At 68.3% G+C, this 22,741-nt stretch carries 23 protein-coding genes; 9 read left to right on the top strand and 14 right to left on the bottom strand.

All coding sequences use genetic code 11. From position 1 onward, the window contains the following. Positions 1 to 13: 13 nt before the first annotated feature. The 5 genes from J4O73_RS02175 to J4O73_RS02155 form a co-directional block, all read right to left on the bottom strand. Positions 14 to 1,615, bottom strand: a complete 1,602-nt coding sequence (locus J4O73_RS02175; RefSeq protein WP_426214258.1) for a hybrid sensor histidine kinase/response regulator — start codon at positions 1,613 to 1,615, stop codon at positions 14 to 16. 97 nt (positions 1,616 to 1,712) lie between these two features. Next, positions 1,713 to 3,686 carry an AI-2E family transporter gene (locus J4O73_RS02170; RefSeq protein WP_426214257.1) on the bottom strand — a complete coding sequence of 658 codons (1,974 nt, stop codon included), beginning with the start codon at positions 3,684 to 3,686 and terminating at the stop codon, positions 1,713 to 1,715. Positions 3,687 to 3,733: 47 nt separating this feature from the next. Next, complete coding sequence (locus J4O73_RS02165; RefSeq protein ID WP_378975365.1) at positions 3,734 to 4,114, bottom strand: response regulator; 381 nt, start codon at positions 4,112 to 4,114, stop codon at positions 3,734 to 3,736. 104 nt (positions 4,115 to 4,218) lie between these two features. After that, a complete protein-coding gene (locus tag J4O73_RS02160; RefSeq protein ID WP_426214256.1) occupies positions 4,219 to 5,151 on the bottom strand; it encodes a pyridoxamine 5'-phosphate oxidase family protein in 933 nt (310 codons plus the stop codon). 7 nt (positions 5,152 to 5,158) lie between these two features. After that, entirely contained in the window at positions 5,159 to 5,773 is a 615-nt protein-coding gene (locus tag J4O73_RS02155) for a glutathione S-transferase family protein (protein WP_426214255.1), read from the bottom strand. Between the two features lie 104 nt (positions 5,774 to 5,877). On the opposite strand from J4O73_RS02155, the gene J4O73_RS02150 reads away from it, so the two are divergent. Next, a complete protein-coding gene (locus J4O73_RS02150) occupies positions 5,878 to 6,777 on the top strand; it encodes a LysR family transcriptional regulator (protein WP_426214254.1) in 900 nt (299 codons plus the stop codon). Here J4O73_RS02150 and J4O73_RS02145 read toward each other — a convergent pair. Then, a complete protein-coding gene (locus J4O73_RS02145; RefSeq protein ID WP_426214253.1) occupies positions 6,752 to 7,987 on the bottom strand; it encodes an NAD(P)/FAD-dependent oxidoreductase in 1,236 nt (411 codons plus the stop codon). The genes J4O73_RS02150 and J4O73_RS02145 overlap by 26 nt on opposite strands. Before the next feature lie 2 nt (positions 7,988 to 7,989). After that, complete coding sequence (locus J4O73_RS02140) at positions 7,990 to 8,937, bottom strand: LysR family transcriptional regulator (RefSeq protein ID WP_426214252.1); 948 nt, start codon at positions 8,935 to 8,937, stop codon at positions 7,990 to 7,992. 167 nt (positions 8,938 to 9,104) lie between these two features. Between J4O73_RS02140 and J4O73_RS02135 the strand changes: the two genes are divergently transcribed. The 4 genes from J4O73_RS02135 to J4O73_RS02120 all read left to right on the top strand — a co-directional run bounded on the left by J4O73_RS02135 (position 9,105) and on the right by J4O73_RS02120 (position 12,787). Beyond that, positions 9,105 to 10,154 (top strand): class 1 fructose-bisphosphatase, encoded by a 1,050-nt coding sequence (locus J4O73_RS02135; protein WP_426214251.1) that lies wholly within the window; start codon positions 9,105 to 9,107, stop codon positions 10,152 to 10,154. A gap of 27 nt (positions 10,155 to 10,181) precedes the next feature. Next, positions 10,182 to 11,042 (top strand): phosphoribulokinase, encoded by an 861-nt coding sequence (locus tag J4O73_RS02130; RefSeq protein ID WP_426214250.1) that lies wholly within the window; start codon positions 10,182 to 10,184, stop codon positions 11,040 to 11,042. Between the two features lie 171 nt (positions 11,043 to 11,213). Further along, positions 11,214 to 11,900 (top strand): ribulose-phosphate 3-epimerase, encoded by a 687-nt coding sequence (rpe, locus tag J4O73_RS02125; RefSeq protein ID WP_426214249.1) that lies wholly within the window; start codon positions 11,214 to 11,216, stop codon positions 11,898 to 11,900. 47 nt (positions 11,901 to 11,947) lie between these two features. After that, positions 11,948 to 12,787 carry an EamA family transporter gene (locus J4O73_RS02120; protein WP_426214872.1) on the top strand — a complete coding sequence of 280 codons (840 nt, stop codon included), beginning with the start codon at positions 11,948 to 11,950 and terminating at the stop codon, positions 12,785 to 12,787. Here the strand turns inward: J4O73_RS02120 and J4O73_RS02115 are convergent. The 4 genes from J4O73_RS02115 to J4O73_RS02100 all read right to left on the bottom strand — a co-directional run bounded on the left by J4O73_RS02115 (position 12,753) and on the right by J4O73_RS02100 (position 16,334). Beyond that, positions 12,753 to 13,154, bottom strand: coding sequence for a PTS sugar transporter subunit IIA (locus tag J4O73_RS02115; protein WP_378975367.1), 402 nt, complete (start codon positions 13,152 to 13,154; stop codon positions 12,753 to 12,755). The two genes, J4O73_RS02120 and J4O73_RS02115, sit on opposite strands and share 35 nt — an antisense overlap. 173 nt (positions 13,155 to 13,327) lie before the next feature. Continuing rightward, positions 13,328 to 13,768: an HPr kinase/phosphorylase gene (locus J4O73_RS02110; protein WP_426214248.1), complete on the bottom strand. Its 441-nt coding sequence runs from the start codon at positions 13,766 to 13,768 to the stop codon at positions 13,328 to 13,330. Further along, entirely contained in the window at positions 13,768 to 15,612 is a 1,845-nt protein-coding gene (locus J4O73_RS02105) for a stimulus-sensing domain-containing protein (protein WP_426214247.1), read from the bottom strand. The genes J4O73_RS02110 and J4O73_RS02105 overlap by 1 nt, the downstream gene beginning before the upstream one ends. Before the next feature lie 11 nt (positions 15,613 to 15,623). Next, entirely contained in the window at positions 15,624 to 16,334 is a 711-nt protein-coding gene (locus J4O73_RS02100; protein WP_238201179.1) for a response regulator transcription factor, read from the bottom strand. A gap of 225 nt (positions 16,335 to 16,559) precedes the next feature. On the opposite strand from J4O73_RS02100, the gene J4O73_RS02095 reads away from it, so the two are divergent. The 3 genes from J4O73_RS02095 (at position 16,560) to lepA (ending at position 19,638) form a co-directional block, all read left to right on the top strand. Beyond that, positions 16,560 to 17,339, top strand: coding sequence for a HugZ family protein (locus J4O73_RS02095; protein WP_426214246.1), 780 nt, complete (start codon positions 16,560 to 16,562; stop codon positions 17,337 to 17,339). 46 nt (positions 17,340 to 17,385) lie between these two features. Continuing rightward, positions 17,386 to 17,622, top strand: a complete 237-nt coding sequence (locus J4O73_RS02090; RefSeq protein WP_426214245.1) for a hypothetical protein — start codon at positions 17,386 to 17,388, stop codon at positions 17,620 to 17,622. A 213-nt stretch (positions 17,623 to 17,835) separates the two neighbouring features. Further along, complete coding sequence (lepA, locus tag J4O73_RS02085) at positions 17,836 to 19,638, top strand: translation elongation factor 4 (RefSeq protein ID WP_426214244.1); 1,803 nt, start codon at positions 17,836 to 17,838, stop codon at positions 19,636 to 19,638. Positions 19,639 to 19,761: 123 nt separating this feature from the next. Here the strand turns inward: lepA and J4O73_RS02080 are convergent, their stop codons facing one another. The 3 genes from J4O73_RS02080 to J4O73_RS02070 all read right to left on the bottom strand — a co-directional run bounded on the left by J4O73_RS02080 (position 19,762) and on the right by J4O73_RS02070 (position 21,848). After that, entirely contained in the window at positions 19,762 to 20,079 is a 318-nt protein-coding gene (locus tag J4O73_RS02080) for a c-type cytochrome (RefSeq protein ID WP_426214243.1), read from the bottom strand. Positions 20,080 to 20,145: 66 nt separating this feature from the next. Continuing rightward, positions 20,146 to 21,414: a PQQ-dependent sugar dehydrogenase gene (locus J4O73_RS02075; RefSeq protein WP_426214242.1), complete on the bottom strand. Its 1,269-nt coding sequence runs from the start codon at positions 21,412 to 21,414 to the stop codon at positions 20,146 to 20,148. 113 nt (positions 21,415 to 21,527) lie between these two features. After that, positions 21,528 to 21,848 (bottom strand): hypothetical protein, encoded by a 321-nt coding sequence (locus J4O73_RS02070; protein ID WP_426214241.1) that lies wholly within the window; start codon positions 21,846 to 21,848, stop codon positions 21,528 to 21,530. Positions 21,849 to 22,108: 260 nt separating this feature from the next. Here J4O73_RS02070 and J4O73_RS02065 point away from each other — a divergent pair, with 260 nt between their 5' ends. Further along, on the top strand, positions 22,109 to 22,741 hold the full coding sequence (locus tag J4O73_RS02065) for a 2OG-Fe(II) oxygenase (RefSeq protein ID WP_378968606.1): 633 nt from the start codon (positions 22,109 to 22,111) through the stop codon (positions 22,739 to 22,741).

The following is a 22,741-nucleotide window of genomic DNA, read 5'->3' as shown; positions in this document are numbered from 1 at the left end:
GTGGGCGACGGCCTCACGTGACGCCGGTGGGGCCGTCGAGGATGGCCCGAACCCGACGGATCAGTTCCGTACGGCGGTAGGGCTTGTTCAATATCTCGAATTCCGAACCCCCCACATCGGTTCGCTCAAGGCTCGCTTCCGCGTATCCGGTGGCCAGCAGAACCTTCAGGCGCGGCTGGCGGCGGCGGGCCTCGCGGGCCAGCACCACGCCGTTCATGCCGCCGGGCATGATCATGTCCGTGAACAGCAGATCGATGCGCTCGCTCGAATCGAGGATCTCCAGAGCCTCCTTGCCGCTGCCCGCCATCAACACCGTGTAGCCGAAGTCGCGCAGGATGGTCCGAGCCAGTTCCGCCACGTCCTGCCGGTCATCGACCACGAGGACCGTCTCGGTGCCCTCCCTGTCCACGGTGCGCAGGGTGACCTTGGCGGGCATGGCCTGCTCGCCCTCGATGGCCGGGAAGGACAGGCTGACCGTCGTGCCCGCGCCGACGCTGGACTCGATCTGCGCGGCCCCACCCGATTGCTTGGCGAAGCCGTAGACCATCGACAGGCCGAGTCCGGTGCCCTTTCCCTCTTCCTTCGTGGTGAAGAACGGGTCCATCACCCGCGCCAGCACGGCGGGCGGCATGCCGGTGCCGGTATCACTGACGGCGATGGAGGCGTAGCGCCCCTCGCGCAGGGGGCCGATATCCCGGTCCGTATTCACGGTCACGGTGCGGTTGGCCGTGGTGATCCGCACGGTCCCGCCGCCGGTCATCGCGTCACGGGCGTTGATCAGCACGTTGAGGATCGCGACCTCGGCCTGGGTCGGGTCGACGCGGCAATTCCAGAGGTTCTCCGCGAGGTCGAACTCCACCTGCACCGCATCGCCGACCGAGCGGGTGATCATCTCCCGCATGCCCTCGATGAGGGTGTTGAGGTTGACCGAGCGCCCATCGAGGCGCTGCTTGCGTGCGAAGGCGAGGAGCTGCTGTGTCAGCGTCGTGGCGCGCTCGGCCGCCTGCCGGATGTTGTCGGTGGCGCGCCCGAGCCGCGCCCGGTCCGCATCCGGCTTCTCGAGCCCCGCCGCGAGGATGTCGACATAGCCGACGATGACCTGAAGCAGGTTGTTGAAGTCGTGGGCGATGCCGCCGGTCAGCTGGCCGAGCGCCTCCATCTTCTGCGCTTGGCCCAGCGCCTCCTCAGCGTCGCGACGGCGCGACACATCGAGCTGCGAACCGAAATAATAGACGAGCTCACCGGCCGTGTTGTGCACGGGCGAGACGAACAGGGCGTTCCAGAAGGTCGAGCCGTTCTTGCGGTAGTTCAGGATCTCGGTGGCGAATTCCCGTCGCTCGGCGATCGCTTGGCGGACCTGGGAGACGGTCTCGGGGTCGGTCTCGGGGCCTTGCAGGAAGCGGCAATTCCGCCCGACCAATTCCTCGGGCGTGTAGCCGGTCATCGCCAAAAAGGCGCGGTTGGCGAAGATGATCGGATTGTCCGGCTGCCGGGGATCGGTGACGATCATCGGCATCCGGGTCGTCTCGACAGCGGCGAAGAAGATCTCGCTGCGCGGATCGGACACCTCGGCGGGGGCGTCGTCGTGGACGCGGGTCCCGGGTGGCTCGGACATGTCTCTTGTCTCACACATCCCGGGCGGCTCGGGCGACGGTGGGAATCGCGCTACCGGCGCCAACAGTTCCCCGAAGCTTGGGGGGAATCCGCATGGCTCAGGCGACGGCTTCCGCCGTGAGAGCGGCCCTCGGCGCCGAAGCGTCCGGCAGGGCGGGCATCGGATGCGGCGCCCGGCTCGCTTCGAGCGCGGCCGAGAGGGCGTCGCTCAGCGATGTGACGAGGTAATCCGCCGAGGTCGCACGGCGCAGGCGGGCGAGGCTCGCCGGGTCGCGCTCGCGCCAGAATCCCACGAGCACGCGCACCCCGGGAATGGCGGCCCGCGCCTGCCGCACTGTGAACCGCACCTGTGAGAGGCTGACCGGTTCGAGATAGGAGAAGCACACCATCGCGATGCCCTCCTGTTCCTCCGGCCGTTCGCCGCCACGGATCGCAGCCATGGACAGGGTTTGCGAGGCGAGGCCGTGCCGGGCGAGGATCTGGCTCAGCATCAGCGTCGCCGCCTCATCGAACGGCCCCCGGCTCGACACGCACAGGACGGGTCGTGCGCCCCGCCACGCCGGGGCCAGATCCTCCGGCCCGAGCACGATGGCCGCTTCCTGCCTGTCAGGGCCGATGGCGTCGAGGGCCGCCGCCGTCTCGGTATCCGCGCCCCGTCCGGCCTTGCCGCGCCGTGGCCGACGAGCGACCGGGCTCGTGCCGAGCCGCGCGACGACAGCGCGGATCGATGCGCCGACCTCATCCTGACGCTCGCGGACCAGCGTGCCGCGCGACAAATCTTCCTGGGCCAGCAGCAGTCCCGCGAGCACGACCTGGTCGTAATAAGTGACGAGGGCGCGCTCCTTCAGGAACTGGCGCCCCTGCTCGATCGCCTCCGCCGGGTCGTTGGCGAGCATGCGCTGATAGAAGATCTCCGGGGGCGCCAGCGCCGGCCGGTCGCCCAGCAGAATGTCGAGATACCAGAGCCGGTCGACATGGCGGCCGAGCACCACGAGGCACACCGTGAGCGGCGTTGCGAGCACGAGGCCGATCGGTCCCCAGAGGAAGGTCCAGATCGTCGCCGACAGGATCACCGCCACCGGCGAGATGCCGGTGGAATGTCCGTAGAGCAGAGGTTCGACCACGTGGCCCGCCAGGGGCTCGACCACGAGGAACAGGATCACGGTGGAGATCACCATGGACCAACCGGGATCCACCGCCGCCGCCAGGATGACCGGGAGCAAGGCGCTGATCGCCGCGCCGATATAGGGCACGAAGCGCAGGATCGCTGCCAGGACGCCGAACAGGGTGGGGCTCGGGACGCCGATCAGCCCCAAACCGACGCCGATCACCACGCCGAAGGCGATGTTGAGGGCGAGCTGCGCCAGGAAGAACTTCGACAGGCGGCTCGTGGCGTCGTCGATCGCGGCGGTGGTGCGCCGCAGGTCGCCCGGCCCGATCAGGCGGATGGCGCGGTTCCGCAGGTCCTCCCGCTGCATCAGGATGAAGATCGTGAAGATCAGGATCAGGCCAGTGGTGGCCAGCGGGTGGAGAACGGGGCCCACGAAGGTCTGGAGCGTGTCGAGCACGCTCGCCCGGGCGGGGCTGAGTTCCACGGTGAGCGGGTGGGTCGGCGAGCCCGGTTCGCCCTTGTACTCGGCGGCCGGAGGCGGCTGGATCGCCGCGCCGAGGTCCTGCACCATGTCCACGAGGCGCGAAAGCGAGCTCGACCCGTCCGTCGCTCCGCGCAGGTCGCGGATCTTGTCGCGCATCACCATCGTGTATCGCGGCAGGTCGGACGCGAGCTGCGACGCCTCGCTGGCGATGAGGCTGCCGATCCCGAACAGGGCGGCGAAGACGGTCACGACCACGATCAGAACGGCGGGCGCCCGTGGCACCCGCACCCGGCGCAGCATGCGCACGAAGGGTGCGAGCACGAAGCTCAGCAGAATCGCCAGCACGACGGGCACGAGGATCTCGCGCCCGAAGTACAACGCCGCCATCACCCCCACGACGAGGAGGAAGGAGGCGAGCGCCACCATGATCGGCAGGCCTTGCTTCAGGCGCTGCGCGGTGACCGGATCCTCGCTCACTGATACGCTTCCCTCAAACCCCTGACCCCACCCGTGCCGTCCCGGCCTCAGCCGGTCTGCGCCGTCTCCCCGAGGGCCGTGCTGATCTGGCTGAGCAGCTTCGAGAAATCGACCGGCTTGGGATGATAGTCGTCGCAGCCCGCCTGGATCGCCTTGTCACGGTCGCCGGACATGGCGTGCGCGGTGAGCGCGATGATCGGGATGGAGCGAGTATCCGCGCCGGCCTTCAGGGCGCGGGCGGCGGACCAGCCGTCGAGGACGGGAAGGTTCATGTCGAGGAGGATCACATCCGGCTGCCCGGCCCGCGCCTGACGTACGCCCGCCTCCCCATCATGGGCCAGAATCACTTCATAGCCTCGACGCTTCAGGCGTCGGGACAGGAAGTCCCAAATCTCCTCATGATCCTCGACAAGTAGTATCTTCGCCATCCGGCAACCCCCCATCGCCCCGCGATTGCTCTGCGCCATCGCGCGGCGATGCACAATGTCCAACACCTCCCAACGCGGCGCGGGCCTTTCCGGTCCCGGTGGGTTCACTCTTCCACACGACATTCCTGCGGCACCGCCGCCCAGGATCCCGTGAGGGCGATCTGCGCGGCGGGTTCCGGCGCGCTCCAACCAAAGGGAAGGGCTGCCGGGCGGCGCCAGCCCCGGCGGATATGCAGGCGCCAGATCCGCTCCGCGCCTGCGAACCCACCGGCTGAGGGGGCGCTCCAGTCGATCTCGGTCTCGCCCTGCAGCACGAGTAGGTCGCCGGTCTCGAAATCCGGGACCAGCAGGCTCGCCCTCGGCTCCCCGAGGAGGTTGCCGAAGGTGTTGAAGAAGCGGTTGCCGGAGAAGTCGGGCAGGGTCAGCGTCTCGCCCTCCACCCGGATGAATCCCGGCCGCCCGCCCCGGTGCGAGATGTCGGCACCGCCGATCCCGTCCCGCGCACGGCTTGCGACGAACACCGTGTCCGCCGCCTCGATGACGCCGCGCGCCGCCGCGTCGAGACCCGCCAGGCGGTGAGTCGCGCCGGACTTCCGCGGAACGGGCCAATGCTCCCGCCGCTGAATGTATTTCGGGCAGTTCCCGAAGCTCTCCTCGACCGCCACGGTCAGACCGCCTCCCTCGCGGGCGACGAGGGTGCCGTTCGCCCGATTGCGACGGCGGGTCGCGAGATCGATGCCGAGCAGGCCGACCTGCGCCCCCCCGGCGAGTGCCGCAGCAGCGGGATCGTCCGGGCTTGGCTCCGCGGCGATGGTGAGGTGCGTCGCGTCGGGCGATTGGACGAAGCCGGGTTCACCGGTCAGCACGGTGGCGATGGGCGCGCCCGTATCGTCCACGGCGCCAAGGAACAGCCAGGACAGACCGGCGAAGAACGTCCGGTGCTGGTCGGGCATGAAGGGGCGGATCGCCGGATTGTCCGCGAGCACGCGACCGGCCAAAGCCTGCGCAGCGCGCTCATCCGCATGGAACGTGCCCATCGTTGTCTCACGCCGCGCCCGGGAGCGGAGAGGACGGCATGGCGACGAAGCCCGGCAGAGCCTCGACCCGGCCGATCCAGGCTCGGATCGCCGGATAGGGATCCAGCGAGACGCCGCCCTCCGGGGCATGCGCGACATAGGCGTAGCACGCGAGGTCGGCGAGGGTCGGATGCGCCGCCGCCAGGAAGTCGCGCCCGGTGAGATGACCGTCCATGAAGGTCAGCACCCGCTCCGCCAGGGCGAGCGCCGCCGTGCGGTCGCCGGGGGTGCCGAACACGGCCATCACGCGCGCCCGGGCCGGCCCAAAACGCACGTCCCCCGCCGCGATCGACAGCCACCGCTGCACCTGTGCCGCGCCGATGGCGTCGGCGGGCATCCAGTCGCTCCCAGGCGCGTAGCGGGCTGCGAGATAGACGAGGATCGCGTTGCTGTCGGCGATCACCGTGTCGCCGTCTGTGAGCACTGGGATCTGCCCGAGGGGATTCAGGCGACGCAGTTCCTCCGTAGGCGGAAAGGCCTCGACGAACCGGTACGGCAGGCCGAGCAGCGCGAGGAACAGTTCGGCCCGGTGGGAATGGCCCGAGAGACGCAGGCCATAGAGGGTGATGTCGGGGGTCGTCATGGCGGAATCTCCTTCCGCCGGGAAAGATCGCTCTTGCTGCCCTCGCGCGATACGGGCTCTCTTTGACGATCAGAATTTCAGATGGCGCAACAATCGGACGAGCCATGGATCGGCTGGAGGAACTCGCTTTCTTCGTGGCGGTGGTCGAGACCGGGAGCCTCGCGGCGGCTGCGCGACGGATGAGCCGCTCTCCCGCCGCCGCGACGCGCGCTCTCGCGGGGCTCGAGGAGCGGGTCGGCACCCGTCTCGTGGCCCGCACCACCCGCCGCCTCGCGCCGACCCCGGCCGGACTTGCTCTGGCGGAGCAGGCGCGCGGGCTCGTCACAGGCTACGAAGCGGCGATCTCGGGGGCGGGGGAGGGCGCGGTGCGCGGCCTCGTGCGCATCACGGCCCCGGTGCAGTTCGGGCGAAGGCACGTTGCGCCTGTCGTCTCGGCCTTCCTAGATGCCTTTCCGGAGACGCAGATCGAGCTGAGGCTTGTGGACCGCAACGTCGACCTCGTGGAGGAAGGCCTCGACGTGGCCGTGCGGATCGGTGCGATGGCGGAATCGCGGCTGGTCTCTCGCAAGGTCGGGCAGGTCGGCCGCATCCTCGTGGCGAGCCCGGCCTACCTTGCTGCTCGCGGGACGCCCGTTCGCCCCACCGATCTGGCGGCGCACGAGACGATCCAGGGCATGATCCGGCCGGGGCCACGGGAATGGCAGTTCGGCCGGACCCGGGTGCGGCTGGCACCCCGGCTCATCGTCAACGACGTGGACGCGGCTCTCGGTGCCGCACGGGCCGGGCGCGGCATCGCCCGGGTCCTGTCGTATCAGGCGGCGGAGGATCTGGCCGAGGGGCGCCTCATCCGCTTGCTCGGCCCGTACGAGCCGCCGCCCCTGCCGGTCCAGATCGTCACGCAGGCGGCGGAGTACCGGCCCGCGCGGGTCGTTGCCTTCCTCGATCACGCTGCCGGAATGTTGCGGAGCCTGCCCGTGCTCAACGAGCGGTCGCCAAACCCTTGAGGTCGAAGGCCGGATCGGCGGCCTGATCGGGAGCGAGCGGGGTTCCGGCGGTCAGGAGGCGCCGGGCGATCATGTGGTCGCCCGCCCGGTTGACCGACTCGACCGCGCGGAGCCGCCCGGCCCTGAAGCGGAACACCGAGAAGGCCGCGCCCGTCCCCCGCATCACCGCCTCGTCGCCGGGGGCCGACAGGCCCGCGATCTGGAGCTTGTGCGCGCCCTGGTCACTCCAGAACCACGGCAAAGCTGCGTAGGCCGCCGGTCTGCCGGTGAGCCGTGCCGCGAGGCAGCGGCCCTGGTCAATGGCGTTCTGAACCGACTCGATCCGTATCGTGCCATCGCCGGGAAGGCCATGGACGAAGGGGCTCGGGAAGCGGGCGCAATCGCCGATGGCCGAGATCGCCGGGTCGGGCGTCGCCAGGAAGGCATCGACGCGCACGCCATCCGTCGCAGGCAGGCCCGCTTCGGCGGCGAGGTCCGCGTTCGGCAGTACGCCAATGCCGATCACGACGAGTTCGGCGGGAAGCTCCCGGCCATCCGTCAGGGACACGGCGCTCACCCGGCCCTCTCGACCCAGGATCCCACTCACCCCCGCGTCGAAGGCGAAGCGTACGCCCAGCCCTTCCTGCGCCGTGCGGAAGAAGGCGGCGGTGTCGGCCGAGACAGCCCGCGCCATGGGCCGGTCGGCAGCCTCGACCACGGTGACGTCGAGCCCGCGGCTGGCCGCCACGGCCGCGAATTCGAGCCCGATGAACCCTGCCCCGATCACGACGATGCGCGGCGAACCCACCAGAGCCGCTTTCAGGGCGTCGGCATCGGTCAGGCCACGGAGCTGGCGCACGCCGGCGAGGTCGGCGCCGGACACCGGCAACGGCCGGTTCCGCGCGCCGGTGGCGAGGACGAGATGGGCGTAAGGCAGGGCGGTGCCGTCCGCGAGCACGAGGCGGCGGCCTTCGCGGTCGATGGACCGGGCGAGGCTCCCGGCATGGAGGGTGATCCGGTGCTCGGCGAAGAACGAGGCGGGGCGAAGGGCCAAGCCCTCCGCATCGGTCTTGCCCGCGAGATAGGCCTTCGACAGGGGTGGGCGCTGATAGGGCAGGGCGGTCTCGTCGCCGACCAGGGCGAGGCCCCCGACATAGCCGCCCTCACGCAGGGATGCGGCTGCCTGGAAACCCGCCTGGCCCGCGCCGACGATGACGATGCCCGGTTCCACGCCTACTTCTCCCGCACCAGTTTGACCGGCGTGACGAGGTCGAGGCCGGGCAGCCACCGTTCCCCATCGCTCATCAGATAGCTCCAGACGGCCGAGGCCGCCGGGCCGAGCACCTTGTCCGCGCGCCGCACCACGTACCAGTCGCGCCGGATCGGCAGGCCCGCCACGTCGAGCACGGCGAGCCGCTTGCTCTCCACCTCCGCCGCGACCGAATGGGCCGAGAGCAGGGCGAGGCCGAGCCCGGCGATCACCGCCTGCTTGATCGTTTCGTTCGAGCCGGTGTCGATATCGAGGAGGGCACGCTTCACCAGCACGCCGCTCATGAATTCCTCGAATACCGTGCGCGTGCCTGAGCCCTCCTCGCGCATGAAGAAGGCTTGGTCCGCCAGATCCGTGCGGGCGAGCCCCTTGCGTCCGGCCAAAGGATGATCCGGCGCGGCGACGAGCACGAGCGGGTGCGGCCCGAAGGTCGCGGCCTCGATCGGGAAGTCGCGCGGCGGGCGTCCCATCACCGCGAAGTCGATCTCGTAGCCGCGCAGGGCCTCGACCGTCTGGCCGCGGTTGCGCACCGACAGGCTGATCTCCACCCCCGGATGCAGCTTGGAGAAGCCCGCGATCACCTGCGGCGCGAAGTATTTGGCCGTCGTCACCACGCCCAGGGCGACGCGCCCGCCGGAAATTCCGCGCAAGGAGCGCAGGCGGTCGGTGCAGGTCTCCAGGATGGTGTTGATGCTGTCGATGGCCCACAGCATCTCGCGCCCCGCATCCGTGGGCTTCAGCCCGGACGGCGTGCGGTCGAACAAGAGGAGCCCGGCCTCCTCCTCCAACTGGCGGATACGAGCGTAGAGAGCCGCCGAGGTGACGTTCAGTTCCTGCGCGGCCCGCGTCATGGTGCCGAGCTTGGCCACCGCCGCGACCGCCTGGAGTTGCTTCAGGGACAGGTTGCGCATGGCGGCGTTCTCGTTTTTTTTGACCCAAGTCGCAAGGCTATGCACATTTCTTGACGAGGGTAGCCAACGGTTCTTATCGATCCACCATCACGGCCGTCTATGATGGACGGCTCCGGACGGCTACAGGTCCGAACCCAAACGTAACAGCCCGGAAGAAGGACAGGCCGATGGCGGATCTAGCGGTCGGGACACCCCTCGACGCCTACCTCGCTCAGGTGGTGCAGGCCGATGCGGGCCTGCGGGACACCGTGGCGGTGGTCACAGCCGTGGCCGAGGCGGCCATCGATATCAGCGCCGTGATCGGGCGTGGCGCGCTCGGCGGCGACCTCGCCGCCACCGGCGACCAGAACAGCGACGGCGACGTGCAGAAGGCCCTCGACGTGATCGCGCATGATCGCGTCACGGCGGCCCTGCGTGGCGCCCCCGTCGCCACCGTGGCCTCCGAGGAAGCCACCGACGTCATGGTGCTCAACCCCGGCGCGCCGCTGGCCGTCGCCATCGACCCGCTGGACGGCTCGTCCAACATCGGCGTCAACATGGTGGTCGGCACCGTGTTCGGCATCCGCCCGGCGATCCCGGGCGACGACGTGGAGGCCAGCTTCCGGACGCCGGGCACGACGCAGCTCGCGGCGGGCTTCGTCAATTACGGCCCGGCCACGACCCTCATCGTCACCTTCGGCCAGGGGACGCAGACCTTCGTGCTCGACCGGGAGCAGGGCCAGTTCCGGCTCACCGTCGCGGCCATGAAGATCCCGGCTGCCGCCAAGGAATACGCGATCAACGCCTCGAATGCCCGGTTCTGGGACCCGCCGGTCAAGGCCTTCGTCGAGGATTGCCTGCGCGGGTCCGAAGGGCCGCGCGACAAGGACTACAACATGCGCTGGCTCGGCTCGATGGTGGCCGACATGCAGCGCGTGCTGACGCGCGGCGGTGTCTTCCTGTACCCTGGCGATTCACGGAAGGGCTATGCCCGCGGCCGCCTGCGGCTGCTGTACGAGGTCGCCCCCGTCGCCATGCTGATCGAGCAGGCGGGCGGCACCGCCACGGACGGGCAGGAGCGCATCCTCGACCTCGTCGCCACGGGCATCCATGAGCGCGCCCCGCTCATCTGTGGCTCGGCCGAGGAAGTGGCCTGCGTCGGCACCTACTACGCCGGCGGCAAGCCGGATGCTGGCCGCTCGCCGCTGTTCGGCCAGCGCGGCCTGATCCGGCCCTGAGGACGTCCCCCCGGTTCGGACAGGGCGATGTCGGCGCGCCACCCCATCATCTCGGTCACCGGCTCATCGGGAGCCGGGACCACCTCCGTTCGCAACACCTTCGAGCAGATCTTCCGCCGGGAGGATGTCCAGGCCGTCTATATCGAGGGCGACGGGTTCCACGCCTTCGACCGGGACACGATGCGCCAGATGATGGCGCGCGAGGCGACGCTCTCGCATTTCGCGCCCAAGGCGAACCTGCTGCCCGAGCTGGAAGAGGTGTTCCGCACCTATTCCGAATCGGGCGGCGGTCGCACGCGCCATTACGCGCACGACGCGCACGATGCCCGGCTCTACGGCATCCCCGAGGGCACCTTCTCGGATTGGGAGGAGTTCCAGGCCGGCTCTGACCTGTTGTTCTACGAGGGCCTGCACGGCTGCGTCGTGAACGATCAGGTCGACATCGCCCGCTATGCCGACCTGAAGATCGGCGTGGTGCCGGTGATCAACCTCGAATGGGTGCAGAAGCTGCACCGGGACCGCTCGTTCCGCGGCTATTCCACGGAAGCGGTGACGGACGTGATCCTGCGGCGCATGCCCGATTACGTGCAGACCATCTGTCCGCAATTCTCGTGGACGGACATCAACTTCCAGCGGGTCCCGACTGTGGATACCTCGAACCCGTTCATCGCCCGCTGGATTCCCACGGCCGACGAATCGTTGGTGGTGATCCGCTTCAAGAACCCGAAGGGGATCGACTTCTCCTACCTCGTCTCGATGATCCACGACTCGTTCATGAGCCGGGCGAATTCCATCGTGATCCCCGGCGGCAAGCTCGATCTGGCGATGCAGCTCATCCTGACGCCGATCATCATGCAGCTCGTGGAGCGGCGGCGGCGATTGGCTTGACGTTCGTGACGGTCCCGCGCGAAGAGCCGGCCTGAACAGCCCGGTCATTGCGAGCGAAGCGAAGCAATCCAGGGCAGCGGGCCACCTCCGAACGTGGCGTTTCCCTGGATTGCTTCGCTTCGCTCGCAATGACGGATGGGGCCTCCCGTCAGAATCCTCGAAAGACGTCCGATGCTTCCTCCCGTCATCGCTCCCTCGATCCTCTCGGCCGACTTCTCGCGGCTTGCGGAGGAGGTTCGCGCCGTCGAGCAGGCGGGCGCCGACTGGATCCACCTCGATGTGATGGACGGGCATTTCGTGCCCAACATCACCTTCGGCGCCCCCGTGGTGAAGGCCCTGCGTCCCCACACGCAGAAGTACTTCGACGTTCACCTGATGATCGCGCCCGCCGATCCCTACCTCGCGGCCTTCGCCCAGGCGGGGGCGGACGGCATCACCGTGCATGCGGAGGCCGGGCCGCATATCCACCGCTCGCTCCAGACGATCCGCGATCTCGGCAAGCGCGCAGGCATCGCGATCAATCCGGGCACGCCCGCCACCGCCGTCGAGCCGCTCCTCGACATCGTGGATCTCGTGGTGGTGATGACCGTCAATCCCGGATTCGGCGGGCAGAGCTTCCTGAAGAGCTCCCTCGAAACCGTGTCGCGCATCCGCGCCATGATCGCGGGGCGGGATATCCGCATCGAAGTCGATGGCGGCATCGACGCTGACACGGTGCGGCTCGCGAGCCGGGCCGGGGCAGATACGTTCGTGGCGGGCAACGCCGTGTTCGGCGGTGGCCCGGCCGCCTATGCCGAGCGCATCGCCGCGATCCGCGAGGGTGCCGAAGGGGCTTCCGGCCGCAGTCTGTCGGTGTGAGGCCGGGTGCCCCCATCCTTCTCCCCGTCTCGGCCCTGCTGACCGGAATGGTCTCGCTCCAGGGCGGAGCGGCCATCGCAAAGTCGCTGTTCCCTGCGGCAGGTGCTGCCGGAACGTCGAGCCTGCGCGTCGGCTTTTCGGCCCTGGTGCTGATCGCGATCTGGCGCCCGTGGCGCCGGAGCCTGTCGGCGCGGGATGCCGGATGGATCGCCCTGTACGGGGCAGCGCTCGGCGTGATGAACCTGCTGTTCTACCTGTCCCTGACGCGGCTCCCCATCGGCCCTGCCGTGGCGGTCGAGTTCACCGGTCCGCTTCTCCTGGCCATCGCCGGATCGCGGCGGCGCTCGGATTTCGCCTGGATCGGATTGGCCGTGCTGGGCCTCGGGCTGCTTCTGCCCCTCGGCGGTGCGGGCGGACTCGACCCCATCGGGATCGCCCTGGCGCTGGCGGCGGGTGTCGCCTGGGCGCTCTACATCCTGTTCGGGCAGCGGGCGGGCCGTGTCGATGGCGGTCAGGCCGTCGCCCTCGGCATGCTGGCCGCCGCCCTCGTCGTGGCGCCCTTCGGCCTCGCGGAGGCGGGTATGGCCTTGTTCAGCCCGACGATTCTGGCCTTGGGCCTCGCGGTGGCACTGCTGTCGAGCGCCCTGCCGTACTCGCTGGAAATGGTCGCCCTGCGCCGCCTCGACCGGACGACCTTCGGCGTGCTGATGAGCCTGGAGCCTGCCGTGGCCGCCCTGCTGGCCTACCTGCTGATCGGCGAAGCGCTGACGCCGGTGCAATGGCTTGCCATCGGCCTGATCATCTCGGCCTCGGCGGGAATCACCGCCACGCGCCGTCCGGCTTCAGCCGCGCCTATTTCCCCGCCAGAACCCGCGACGCGACGTTGATGTATTTGCGGCCCGCTTCCTGGGCGTGAAGCACGGCGTCGCTGAGGCTTTCCTCGTCGCGGACACTCGCGAGCTTGATGAGCATGGGCAGGTTGATGCCCGCCACCACCTCGACCGAGCCGCCGTTCATACACGACAGGGCAAGGTTCGACGGCGTGCCGCCGAACATGTCGGTGAGGACCACGACGCCTTCGCCCGTGTTCACCCGGCACACCGCGGACATGATGTCCCGACGGCGCAACTCCATATCGTCTTCCGGACCGATCGTGATGGTCTCGATCTGATCCTGTGGGCCAACCACGTGTTCGAGAGCGGCCTTAAACTCGGTCGCGAGCAAACCGTGGGTGACGAGCACCATGCCAATCATCGACACGTGTTCCGACATCCTGTGGCGGCCGCCATGTTGTGCATTGCACAGATTCTCACAAGGCGATCGCGACTCTTTGCCCGCGCAATCCTTGAATCATGCCATGCCCGGGAGGCAGACGCTACGGGTTGCACGAGGACAAATCAAAACGCCGAGCGTGTGCGGCTGCGAAGTCACGCTTGCGTCCCCCGCAGGGCAGCCCTCACCAGCAGAGGCGCGAGACCCGCGCGCCTGACCTCGCGATCAAGGATGAGGCGGCGGAGAGGTATCCCCAGGATTCGCGCATCCTCCGCTGTCTCGGGCAGGCGTGCCTGCGTCTCGACGAGATCAATGGCGAGGGCGAGCCGTACTTCCGGCCGAGTCGCCAGGCCCAGGGAGTCCACCGCGAGCAGGCCCTGCCCGCGAATCTCCACCCGTCCCGCCTCGGCAGGATGGGGCTGCGCGGAGAGACGCCCCTCCCGCACGGCGACCTGAACGCGATCGTCGGCGACGAAGGCCCCACCCGGCGAATCAGCGAGCAGCAGCGCGAGCGTCGACTTGCCCGCCCCCGAGGGCCCCATGATCAGCACGCCCGCCTCGCCGAGGGCGACGCAGGCGGCGTGAAGGCTCTCCATCAAGCCGCGTGCTGCGAGAGTTGCCGGGGCGCGGCGGGCAGGCGCACGATGAAGCGGGCGCCGCGCACGGTGGGCTCGCCCTCCTCGTTCGGTGCCCCCGGCCGGTTCTCGGCGCGGATCGTGCCGCGATGCGCCTGTACGATCTGGCGGGAGATCGAGAGGCCGAGGCCGGAATTCTGGCCGAAGCCCTGTTCCGGACGATCGGTGTAGAAGCGCTCGAAGATGCGCTCCAGCGCGTGCTCGGGGATGCCCGGCCCCTCGTCCTCGCAGACCAGCTCGATCTCGCTGCGCACCCGGCGCAAGGCCACCCGGACCTTGGCGTCCGAGGGCGAGAAGGAGCGGGCATTGTCGAGGAGGTTGTTCACCACCTGGCCCAGGCGGCTGTCATGCCCGATGATGGCATAGGCGCCCTCCGGGTCGGCGGGGTCGAGGTCGAGCTGGATCAGGCAATCCTTCGCCCGCCGCCGCTCGTTCGCCACCGAGACCACGGTGGAGAGAAGCTTCTTGAGATCGACCCGCCGCGCCTCGGCTCGGGCGAGTTCCGCATCGAGCCGCGAGGCGTCCGCGATGTCGCTGATGAGGCGGTCGAGGCGCTTCACGTCATGCTGGATGATCGCCATCAGCCGCCCGCGTGATTCCTCGGTCTTGGCCAGCGGCAGGGTTTCCACCGCGCTGCGCAGCGAGGTCAGGGGGTTCTTCAATTCGTGGCTGACATCGGCGGCGAAGTTCTCGATGGCATCGATGCGCCGGTACAGCGCCTGGGTCATGTCGCGCAGCGCGCCGGAAAGATGGCCGATCTCGTCGGTACGCTCGGTGAAATCGGGGATCTCCTCCCGGGTCTTGATGCCCATGCGGACCTTCTCGGCGGCCTCCGCGAGGCGTCGCACCGGCCCGGCGATGGCGCCCGCCAGCAGAAAGGACAGCACCACCATCACCAGGGCGGCCACCAGGAACACTTGGAACAGGCCGAACCGCTCTGAGGCGATGACCCGGTCGATGGCATCACCCTGGGTCGAGATCAGCAGTGCACCGCGCACGGCACCCGCCTTGTGGATCGGCACCGCCACCGACACCGTGGTCTCGCCGAGCGTATTGCGGCGCACGAGGCTGCCACGGGCGCCGTTCAGGGCCGCCTGAACTTCGCGCAGAGAATGCCCGTTGGCCGGCCCCGCTTCCTCCTGCGGCGCCGGACGCCCGAACAGGCCGGTGAGCTTGGCATGCACCGTGTCGAAGGCCGATTCGAGCAGCCCCGCCTTATGAGGGCGGCCTGCCGCGGGCTCGGCGCGTGAGGCGTCGCCGCGCTTGAACAGGGTGCGGGTGTCGAACAGCAACCCGCCCTCCTGATCGTAGACCCGGGCACGATTGCCGGTGGGCGTCACGAGCCGGGCGAGGAGAGGGGCTACGCGCTCGGGGTTGAGGGAGAAGGCGAGGGATTGCGCTTCCTCGTCACCCTCGCCCGCCTGTTGCTGCAGCAGCTTGTCGGGATCGACGCGAATCGTATCCGTATCGACCGAGGCCGAGGTGGAGATGGCACCGGCGATGATCTCGCCCTGGATGGCGAGGCTCTGCACTCGGGCCTGGATCAGCCCCTGCCGGAACTGGTTCAGGTAGAGGAAGCCGACGAGCAGCGCGATGAGCCCGACGAGGTTCAGGACGACGATGCGCCGGGTGAGGCTCGACGACGCCCGCTGGCCAACCGCATCCCACAGGGCGCGAGGCAGGCGCAGGGGATAGGACAGCGCGTGGCGCGTCCAGGGGCGTGACCAGGGACGGGTGGGGGCGTCTTCGGCGGGGGCGGCGTGGGCCTGGGAGGCGGGCTGCGACGACACGTGTGAGCGATCCATCCTGATCGGGCTCACGCCTCCTTGAACCGGTAGCCGACACCATAGAGCGTCTCGATCATGTCGAAGCTCTGGTCGGTCGCCTTGAACTTCTTGCGCAGGCGCTTGATGTGGCTGTCGATGGTGCGGTCGTCGACGTAGACCTGATCGTCATAGGCCGCATCCATCAGGGCGTTGCGGCTCTTCACCACGCCGGGCCGGTGAGCCAGCGCCTGGAGGATGAGGAACTCGGTCACGGTCAGCGTCACCGGCTCGCCCTTCCACGTGCAGGTGTGGCGCTCCGGATCCATCATCAGGGCGCCGCGCTCGAGGGAACGGGCGGCGGCCTCGGCCTCGCCACGCGGCGGGGCGCCGGGCGCTTCCTTGGCGAAGCGGCGCAGCACCGCCTTCACCCGCTCGACCAGCAGCCGCTGCGAGAACGGCTTATGGATGAAGTCGTCCGCGCCCATCTTCAGGCCGAACAATTCGTCGATCTCCTCGTCCTTGGACGTCAGGAAGATGACCGGCAGGTCGGATTTCTGGCGCAGCCGCCGCAGCAGTTCCATCCCGTCCATGCGCGGCATCTTGATGTCGAAGATCGCGAGATCGGGGGGAGAGTGGCGCAGCCCGTCCAGGGCCGAGGCCCCGTCCGTGTAGGTCTGGATCCGGTAGCCCTCCGTCTCCAGCGCGATCGAAACGGAGGTCAGGATATTCCGGTCGTCGTCGACGAGGGCAATGGTGGGCATGCGCAATCCCTGGCTGAACGGGATCGGGCGCGGTCGCCGAAGCGGCCGCGACGCATCCCGGCCCCTGCGGGGCTGGCTGTCGACACGAGGGCATACCGCCGCAAGAAGCGGTTCCGGCTCGCGCCGAGGGGGATGGGTGCTTTAATATGTTCCCTGAGAAAAAGCGAGCGGCGGTCATAGCTTGGCCGTAATCCTCAGGACCGCTCACGAAAACGGGAGCAGGCGATGGCTGAAACGGGCGGCGTTACGGAAGGTCCGAAGGGGCCGGCCCGGCCTCTTCCGGCGTCGGAGGCGCCCTTCGATGCGATCGGGCTGTCGCGGATGCTCCTGCGTACCATCCGCTCCGGAGCCCTGGCGACGATCGACGCGGAGGGCATGCCCTTCGCCTCCCTCGTTACCATCGCCACCGATGCGGACGGCACGCCGCTGATGCTGCTGTCGCGCCTTTCAGCCCATACCCGCAACCTTCTGGCCGATCCGCGCTGCTCGCTCTTGTTCAGCCAGGGCGGCAAGGGCGACCCGCTGGCCCATCCCCGCCTCACGGTCAACGGAGGGGCGACGCAGACGTCCGAGCCCCGTGTGCGGGAGCGGTTTCTCGCGCGCCATCCCAAGGCGAAGCTCTACGCCGACTTTCCGGATTTCGGGTTTTTCGCCCTGGCGCCGGAGGCCGGGCACTTGAATGGCGGCTTCGCCAAGGCGGCGACCCTCACCCCCTCCGAACTCCTGCTCGACCTGACCGGCCGGGAGGCGATCGTGGCCGGTGAGAGCGGCGCGATCGAGCATATGAACAGCGACCATGCCGATGCCATCGCCCTCTACGCTGCGGGGGCGGGCGAGCCGGAGGCTCCGTGGCGCCTCAGCGGCCTCGATCCGGAGGGCATGGATCTGATGGCGGGCGACCGGACGGCGCGGGTGCTCTATCCCGAGCCGGTCTCGGATATGGGCGGGCTGCGCAAGAGCCTCGTCAGCATGGCCGCCCGCGCGCGAACGTCCGAGAACGGGTAATCGTGCGCTGAGCACAACCTCGGTATGAAAGGATTGCGTTGCCGGGATGGCAAATGGCGTCCAAACGCCCCATATGGGCGGCATGAACGATACGCATTCCGACACCTTCCCTTTCAGCCTCGAAGTTCACCCGGTCGGCGAGAGCGGTGCGCTCTACCAGTGGAGCATCCGCAAGCACGGCAAGCTTCACCAGCGGTCGGACCGGAAGCATCCCACCGAGGCCAAGGCCCGCTCCCACGGCGAGGCCGAAATCGAGCGCCTGATCCGCGATCGCGGCCGGTAAGCTCGTTTCGAACGACAGGCGAGCCGCCCGGAGCCCCCGCTTCGGGCGGTTTCGTTTGTCTTTCCGGGATCCGCTCGGGCGTTGCGACCCGTCGCGCGCTCGACGCTGTGGCCCGTCGCTGCTATCTCGCTGGCGCCCGGTCGGCCTCTCGCCCGACCTCCGCGATTTGACGGCATGCGCCCTGGCGCGGACGTGCGCCCGAACGGAACATCGATGACCGCCCCGATCGACACCATCCGCAACTTCTCGATCGTCGCCCATATCGACCACGGGAAATCGACGCTCGCTGACCGGTTGATCCAGGCTACCGGCACCGTCGCCTTGCGCGACATGAGCGAACAGATGCTCGACTCGATGGACATCGAGAAGGAGCGCGGCATCACGATCAAGGCGCAGACCGTGCGCCTCGAATATCCGGCCAAGGACGGCCGGACCTACATCCTCAACCTCATGGACACGCCCGGCCACGTGGACTTCGCCTACGAGGTCTCGCGCTCGCTCGCCGCTTGTGAGGGGTCGCTGCTGGTGGTCGATGCCTCCCAGGGCGTCGAGGCGCAGACGCTGGCCAACGTCTATCAGGCGCTCGACGCCAACCACGAGATCGTGCCCGTCCTCAACAAGGTCGACCTTCCCGCCGCCGAGCCGGACCGGGTGAAGGAGCAGATCGAGGAAGTGATCGGCCTCGACGCCTCCGAGGCGGTGCCGATTTCGGCCAAGACCGGACTCAACATCGAGGCGGTGCTGGAAGCCATAGTCACCAAGCTGCCCGCACCCAAGGGAGACCCGGCTGCGCCACTCAAGGCGCTGCTCGTGGACAGCTGGTATGACGCCTATCTCGGCGTCGTCGTGCTGGTGCGCATCGTGGACGGCCAGCTCAAGAAGGGCATGACCATCCGCATGATGGGCGCGGATGCCGTCTACGGCGTCGACCGGATCGGTGTCTTCCGCCCGAAGATGGCCGAGATCGATGCCCTCGGCCCGGGCGAGGTCGGCTTCTTCACCGGCTCGATCAAGGAGGTGGCGGACACGCGCGTCGGCGATACCATCACCGAGGACAAGCGCCAGACCTCCGGGATGCTGCCGGGCTTCAAGGAAGTCCAGGCGGTGGTGTTCTGCGGCCTGTTTCCGGTGGATGCCGCCGAGTTCGACAACCTGCGCTCGGCGATGGGCAAGCTCCGGCTGAACGACGCCTCGTTCTCGTATGAGATGGAGAGTTCGGCAGCGCTCGGCTTCGGCTTCCGCTGCGGCTTCCTCGGCCTGCTGCACCTGGAGATCATTCAGGAGCGGTTGGAGCGCGAGTTCAACCTCGACCTGATCTCGACGGCCCCCTCGGTGGTCTACCGCCTCCAGATGCGTGACGGCACCACCAAGGAGCTGCACAACCCGGCCGACATGCCGGACGTGATGAAGATCGAGACCATCGAGGAGCCGTGGATCCGCGCCACGATCCTTACGCCGGACGAGTATCTCGGCGGCGTGCTGAAGCTTTGCCAGGACCGCCGGGGCGTCCAGATCGACCTCAACTACGTCGGCAAGCGCGCCATGGTCATCTACGACCTGCCGCTCAACGAGGTGGTGTTCGATTTCTACGACCGGCTGAAGTCGATCTCGAAGGGCTACGCCTCCTTCGACTATCATGTCTCGGACTACCGCGAGGGCGACCTCGTGAAGATGTCGCTGCTCGTCAACGCCGAGCCGGTGGACGCCCTCTCGATGCTGGTCCACCGCACCCGCGCCGAGAGTCGCGGCCGGGCGATGTGTGAGAAGCTGAAGGATCTGATTCCCCGCCACCTGTTCCAGATCCCGGTCCAGGCGGCGATCGGCGGCAAGATCATCGCTCGCGAGACGATCCGGGCGCTCTCCAAGGACGTGACCGCCAAGTGCTACGGCGGCGACATCTCGCGCAAGCGCAAGCTCCTCGACAAGCAAAAAGAGGGCAAGAAGAAGATGCGCCAGTTCGGGCGGGTCGAGATCCCGCAGGAGGCGTTCATCGCCGCCCTGAAGATGGACGATTGAGGGAGCTGCGCCCTCCTGTCCCGTCATTGCGAGCGCAGCGAAGCAATCCAGGGCGGCGGGCCGCTTCCGAACGTGGTGTTTCCCTGGATTGCTTCGTTCCTCGCAATGACGGCGCGGGTCGGATCACCCCGGCGGCAGCACGTCGATCTGGATGCCGCCGTAATACGCCGCGAGGTTCGCGATATCCGCGTCCGTCAGTTCCTTCGCGACGACGTTCATGATCTCGTTCTGGCGCTTGCCCTCGCGATACTCGGTGAGTGCCTTCACCAGATAGGGCTCGACCTGCCCAGCGAGGTTCGGCGCCTCGGGCAGCTTCGAGAGGCCGTCCATCCCGTGACAGGTCTGGCAGGCGGTCGCGCGCTTCTTGCCGGCGGCGGCATCGCCCGCCTGCGCCGTCAGCGGCACGAGAGCCGCGGCAAGGATGAGGAACAGACGGGTCATCGAATCCGGCTCGGTTGATGCAAGGCGGCTCCCCTCCGTGAGGGAGGGGAGCGACTCTTCGAACGACTACTTCTCGTAGGAGATGCGGTAGATCGCACCGGCGGAATCGTCGGAGACGAGCAGCGAGCCGTCGAGCATCACCGCCACGTCCACGGGACGGCCGAGATATTCGCCGTCGCCGGTCAGCCAGCCTTCCGCGAAGGGCTTGACCGACTCGACCTTTCCGTCAGCGCCGAGCTTGGCGAACATCACCCGCGCGCCGATCGGCTGGGTGCGGTTCCACGAGCCGTGCTCGGCGATGAAGATGCCGCCCTTGTACGAGTCGGGGAACATCTTCCCGTTGTAGAAGGTCATGCCGAGATCGGCCGCGTGGGGCGGCAGCTCGGCCATCGGGGGCACCGCGTCGGCGGGCGGGGTCTCATCTTTGTACTCGACGGTGCGCACCGCGCCGCCACCGAACCACGGGAAGCCGAAATTCTGGCCTGCCTTCGTGGCGTGGTTCAACTCGCCCGGCGGCTTGTCGTCGCCCATGCCGTCGACTTGGTTATCCGTGAACCAGAGGCTCTTGTCGGTGGCGAAGTCCATGCCGACGGAGTTGCGGATGCCGGTGGCGTAGACTTCCTTGTTCTTGCCGTCGGCATCGATGCGCACGATCCCGCCGATGCCCCATTTCTTGTAGAGATCGCCCTTCGCCGCCGGCGGCACGTTATAGGGCTGGCCCAGCGCGATGTAGGTCTTGCCGTCCGGCCCGACGCGGCAGACGCGGGCGGTGTGGTTGAAGCTTTCCTCGGCCGCCGGGATCAGCTCGCCCTGTTTGACCAGCACGCCCGCCGCCACGTCCGGATTCTCGTAGAAGAACTCCGCCGCCGGGAAAGCGAGGACGCGGTTCTGCTCCACCACGGTCAGCACGCCGTCGCGGGAGAAGCAGACGCCGTTGGGGATCTTGAAGTCGATGCCGGGGGCGAAGACCTTCACCTCGTCGGCGGCCCGGTCCTTGTCGCGGTCGGTGACCGTGTAGACCTTCGACTTGCGCGTGCCGACGAAGACGACGCCCGCATTCGGCCCCACAGCCATCGAGCGGGCATCGGGCACCACGGCGTAGAGGTCGATCTTGAAGCCGTCCGGCAGCTTCACCTTGGTGAGCGTCTTGCGGATCGCGTCGGCGCGGCGTCCGGTCTGCGGAATCTCCGGTGCGGCCTGGGTGTTGGTGCTTTGGAAGCCCTGAAGCTTCTCGAGATCGTCCGTCTTGGCCTTGGTCTCGGCAGGGGCGGCGCCCTGTGCCAGAGCCGGTAGGGCCACGCCGGTGAGCAGCGCGGCGAGAATCAGCGTACGCATGGAGCGGTCTCTCCCGACCCGCCCTGTCCTCCGGGCGGCATGGCGCAAAGGATAGAACGGCATCTCTCGCGCACAAGGGATTAGGGTGACGGGAATTGTCCGCCGTGACGCCCCTACCAGTTCCATTCCTCGAAGCCCGGCTCGCGGCAGCGGTAGCCGATCGGGCATTGCGGGTTGTCGCGGGTCGGCACGAAGCGCAGCTCCGCGATCTCCGACAATTCGCATTGGCTGCGATCCCGCACGAGGCGCTCGGGCACGGACCCGGCGGCGATCATGATGTCGCCCTCGCGCTTCACCAGCGCTATCGCGTCGGCGCAGGTCATTCGGGCCGTCACCGAACCGCGGGGTGAGCGCATCGGTTCGGCACGGGCGGGAAGCCCGGCCGCGACGGCGGCATGCGAGGCCATGAGCAGGGCGAGGACCGACGGCCTCATCGCAGGTGATACCGGATCCAAGTTACGCACGCCCCGCGACAGGCCGCGGGTCCGGTCATCCTGCACGGCACCGCGCCCGGCGACTGTCACCGGAATGCGCCACCTCACCGCTTTCGCCGTCTGACCGCCGCATTCGGCCGACTAAATGCCCGGGGCTGAGACATGTCGGCCCTAACAAATTGTGAATGCGATCCGCTTGCGAGGGCACGCGCCGCGTGATTCCCGTTTCGCGACGCTTTGAAGTCTAGGGACAACCAGCGATGTCGGCTCTCTCGATCCTCGACGTTCAGGCGATTCGCGCCGCGCCGCTCGCCAGGGAGCCCTACCCGTACACACTGGGCACCAACGTCCTGAATCCGGCCGCGATCGACGAGATCCGCCGCGATTTCCCGGAAATCGGCAAGCCCGGCTATCTCACGGTGGACGAGGTCTCGCTGCAGGGGCGGTTCAAGGCGCTGATCGATGAACTGGAGAGTGACGAGTTCTCCCGCATCCTCGGCGAGAAGTTCGGGATCGACCTCGTCTCCTGCCCCCGCCTCACAACGATCATGAAGCGTAGCCAGCTCAAGTACGGCGCCATCCACACGGACGGCCCGTCGAAGGTACTGACCCTCCTCGTCTACATGAACGATGCCTGGGACGCCCCGGCGGCAGGACGCCTTCGGGTGCTCTACGACGGCAAGAACTTCGAGCCCTTCGCCGTCGAGGTGCCGCCGACCATGGGCACCATGTTCGCCTTCCTGCGGGCCGACAATTCCTGGCACGGCCACGAGCCCTTCGAGGGCGAGCGCCGGGTGGTGCAGGTGGCGTGGCTCAAGGATGCCTCGGAACTGGAGCGCAAGCGCAAGCGCAACCGCACCGCCCAGTTCCTGAAGGGCATCTTCGGACGCTGA

It is taken from the genome of Methylobacterium sp. NFXW15 (genome assembly GCF_049887755.1).
Lineage (GTDB): Bacteria > Pseudomonadota > Alphaproteobacteria > Rhizobiales > Beijerinckiaceae > Methylobacterium.
This window is presented reverse-complemented; position numbering and strand designations above follow the sequence as displayed.

Coding starts and splice junctions, on each gene's coding strand:
- J4O73_RS02155 (WP_426214255.1), bottom strand. CDS start 5,773: ATGACGACCCCCGACATCACCCTCTATGGCCTGCGTCTCTCGGGCCAT.
- J4O73_RS02105 (WP_426214247.1), bottom strand. CDS start 15,612: ATGGATCGCTCACACGTGTCGTCGCAGCCCGCCTCCCAGGCCCACGCC.
- J4O73_RS02065 (WP_378968606.1), top strand. CDS start 22,109: ATGTCGGCTCTCTCGATCCTCGACGTTCAGGCGATTCGCGCCGCGCCG.
- J4O73_RS02135 (WP_426214251.1), top strand. CDS start 9,105: ATGGCGGATCTAGCGGTCGGGACACCCCTCGACGCCTACCTCGCTCAG.
- J4O73_RS02070 (WP_426214241.1), bottom strand. CDS start 21,848: ATGAGGCCGTCGGTCCTCGCCCTGCTCATGGCCTCGCATGCCGCCGTC.
- J4O73_RS02100 (WP_238201179.1), bottom strand. CDS start 16,334: ATGCCCACCATTGCCCTCGTCGACGACGACCGGAATATCCTGACCTCC.
- J4O73_RS02110 (WP_426214248.1), bottom strand. CDS start 13,768: ATGGAGAGCCTTCACGCCGCCTGCGTCGCCCTCGGCGAGGCGGGCGTG.
- lepA (WP_426214244.1), top strand. CDS start 17,836: ATGACCGCCCCGATCGACACCATCCGCAACTTCTCGATCGTCGCCCAT.
- J4O73_RS02175 (WP_426214258.1), bottom strand. CDS start 1,615: ATGTCCGAGCCACCCGGGACCCGCGTCCACGACGACGCCCCCGCCGAG.
- J4O73_RS02080 (WP_426214243.1), bottom strand. CDS start 20,079: ATGACCCGTCTGTTCCTCATCCTTGCCGCGGCTCTCGTGCCGCTGACG.
- J4O73_RS02115 (WP_378975367.1), bottom strand. CDS start 13,154: ATGATTGGCATGGTGCTCGTCACCCACGGTTTGCTCGCGACCGAGTTT.
- J4O73_RS02165 (WP_378975365.1), bottom strand. CDS start 4,114: ATGGCGAAGATACTACTTGTCGAGGATCATGAGGAGATTTGGGACTTC.
- rpe (WP_426214249.1), top strand. CDS start 11,214: ATGCTTCCTCCCGTCATCGCTCCCTCGATCCTCTCGGCCGACTTCTCG.
- J4O73_RS02150 (WP_426214254.1), top strand. CDS start 5,878: ATGGATCGGCTGGAGGAACTCGCTTTCTTCGTGGCGGTGGTCGAGACC.
- J4O73_RS02120 (WP_426214872.1), top strand. CDS start 11,948: ATGGTCTCGCTCCAGGGCGGAGCGGCCATCGCAAAGTCGCTGTTCCCT.
- J4O73_RS02095 (WP_426214246.1), top strand. CDS start 16,560: ATGGCTGAAACGGGCGGCGTTACGGAAGGTCCGAAGGGGCCGGCCCGG.
- J4O73_RS02160 (WP_426214256.1), bottom strand. CDS start 5,151: ATGGGCACGTTCCATGCGGATGAGCGCGCTGCGCAGGCTTTGGCCGGT.
- J4O73_RS02090 (WP_426214245.1), top strand. CDS start 17,386: ATGGCAAATGGCGTCCAAACGCCCCATATGGGCGGCATGAACGATACG.
- J4O73_RS02130 (WP_426214250.1), top strand. CDS start 10,182: ATGTCGGCGCGCCACCCCATCATCTCGGTCACCGGCTCATCGGGAGCC.
- J4O73_RS02140 (WP_426214252.1), bottom strand. CDS start 8,937: ATGCGCAACCTGTCCCTGAAGCAACTCCAGGCGGTCGCGGCGGTGGCC.
- J4O73_RS02075 (WP_426214242.1), bottom strand. CDS start 21,414: ATGCGTACGCTGATTCTCGCCGCGCTGCTCACCGGCGTGGCCCTACCG.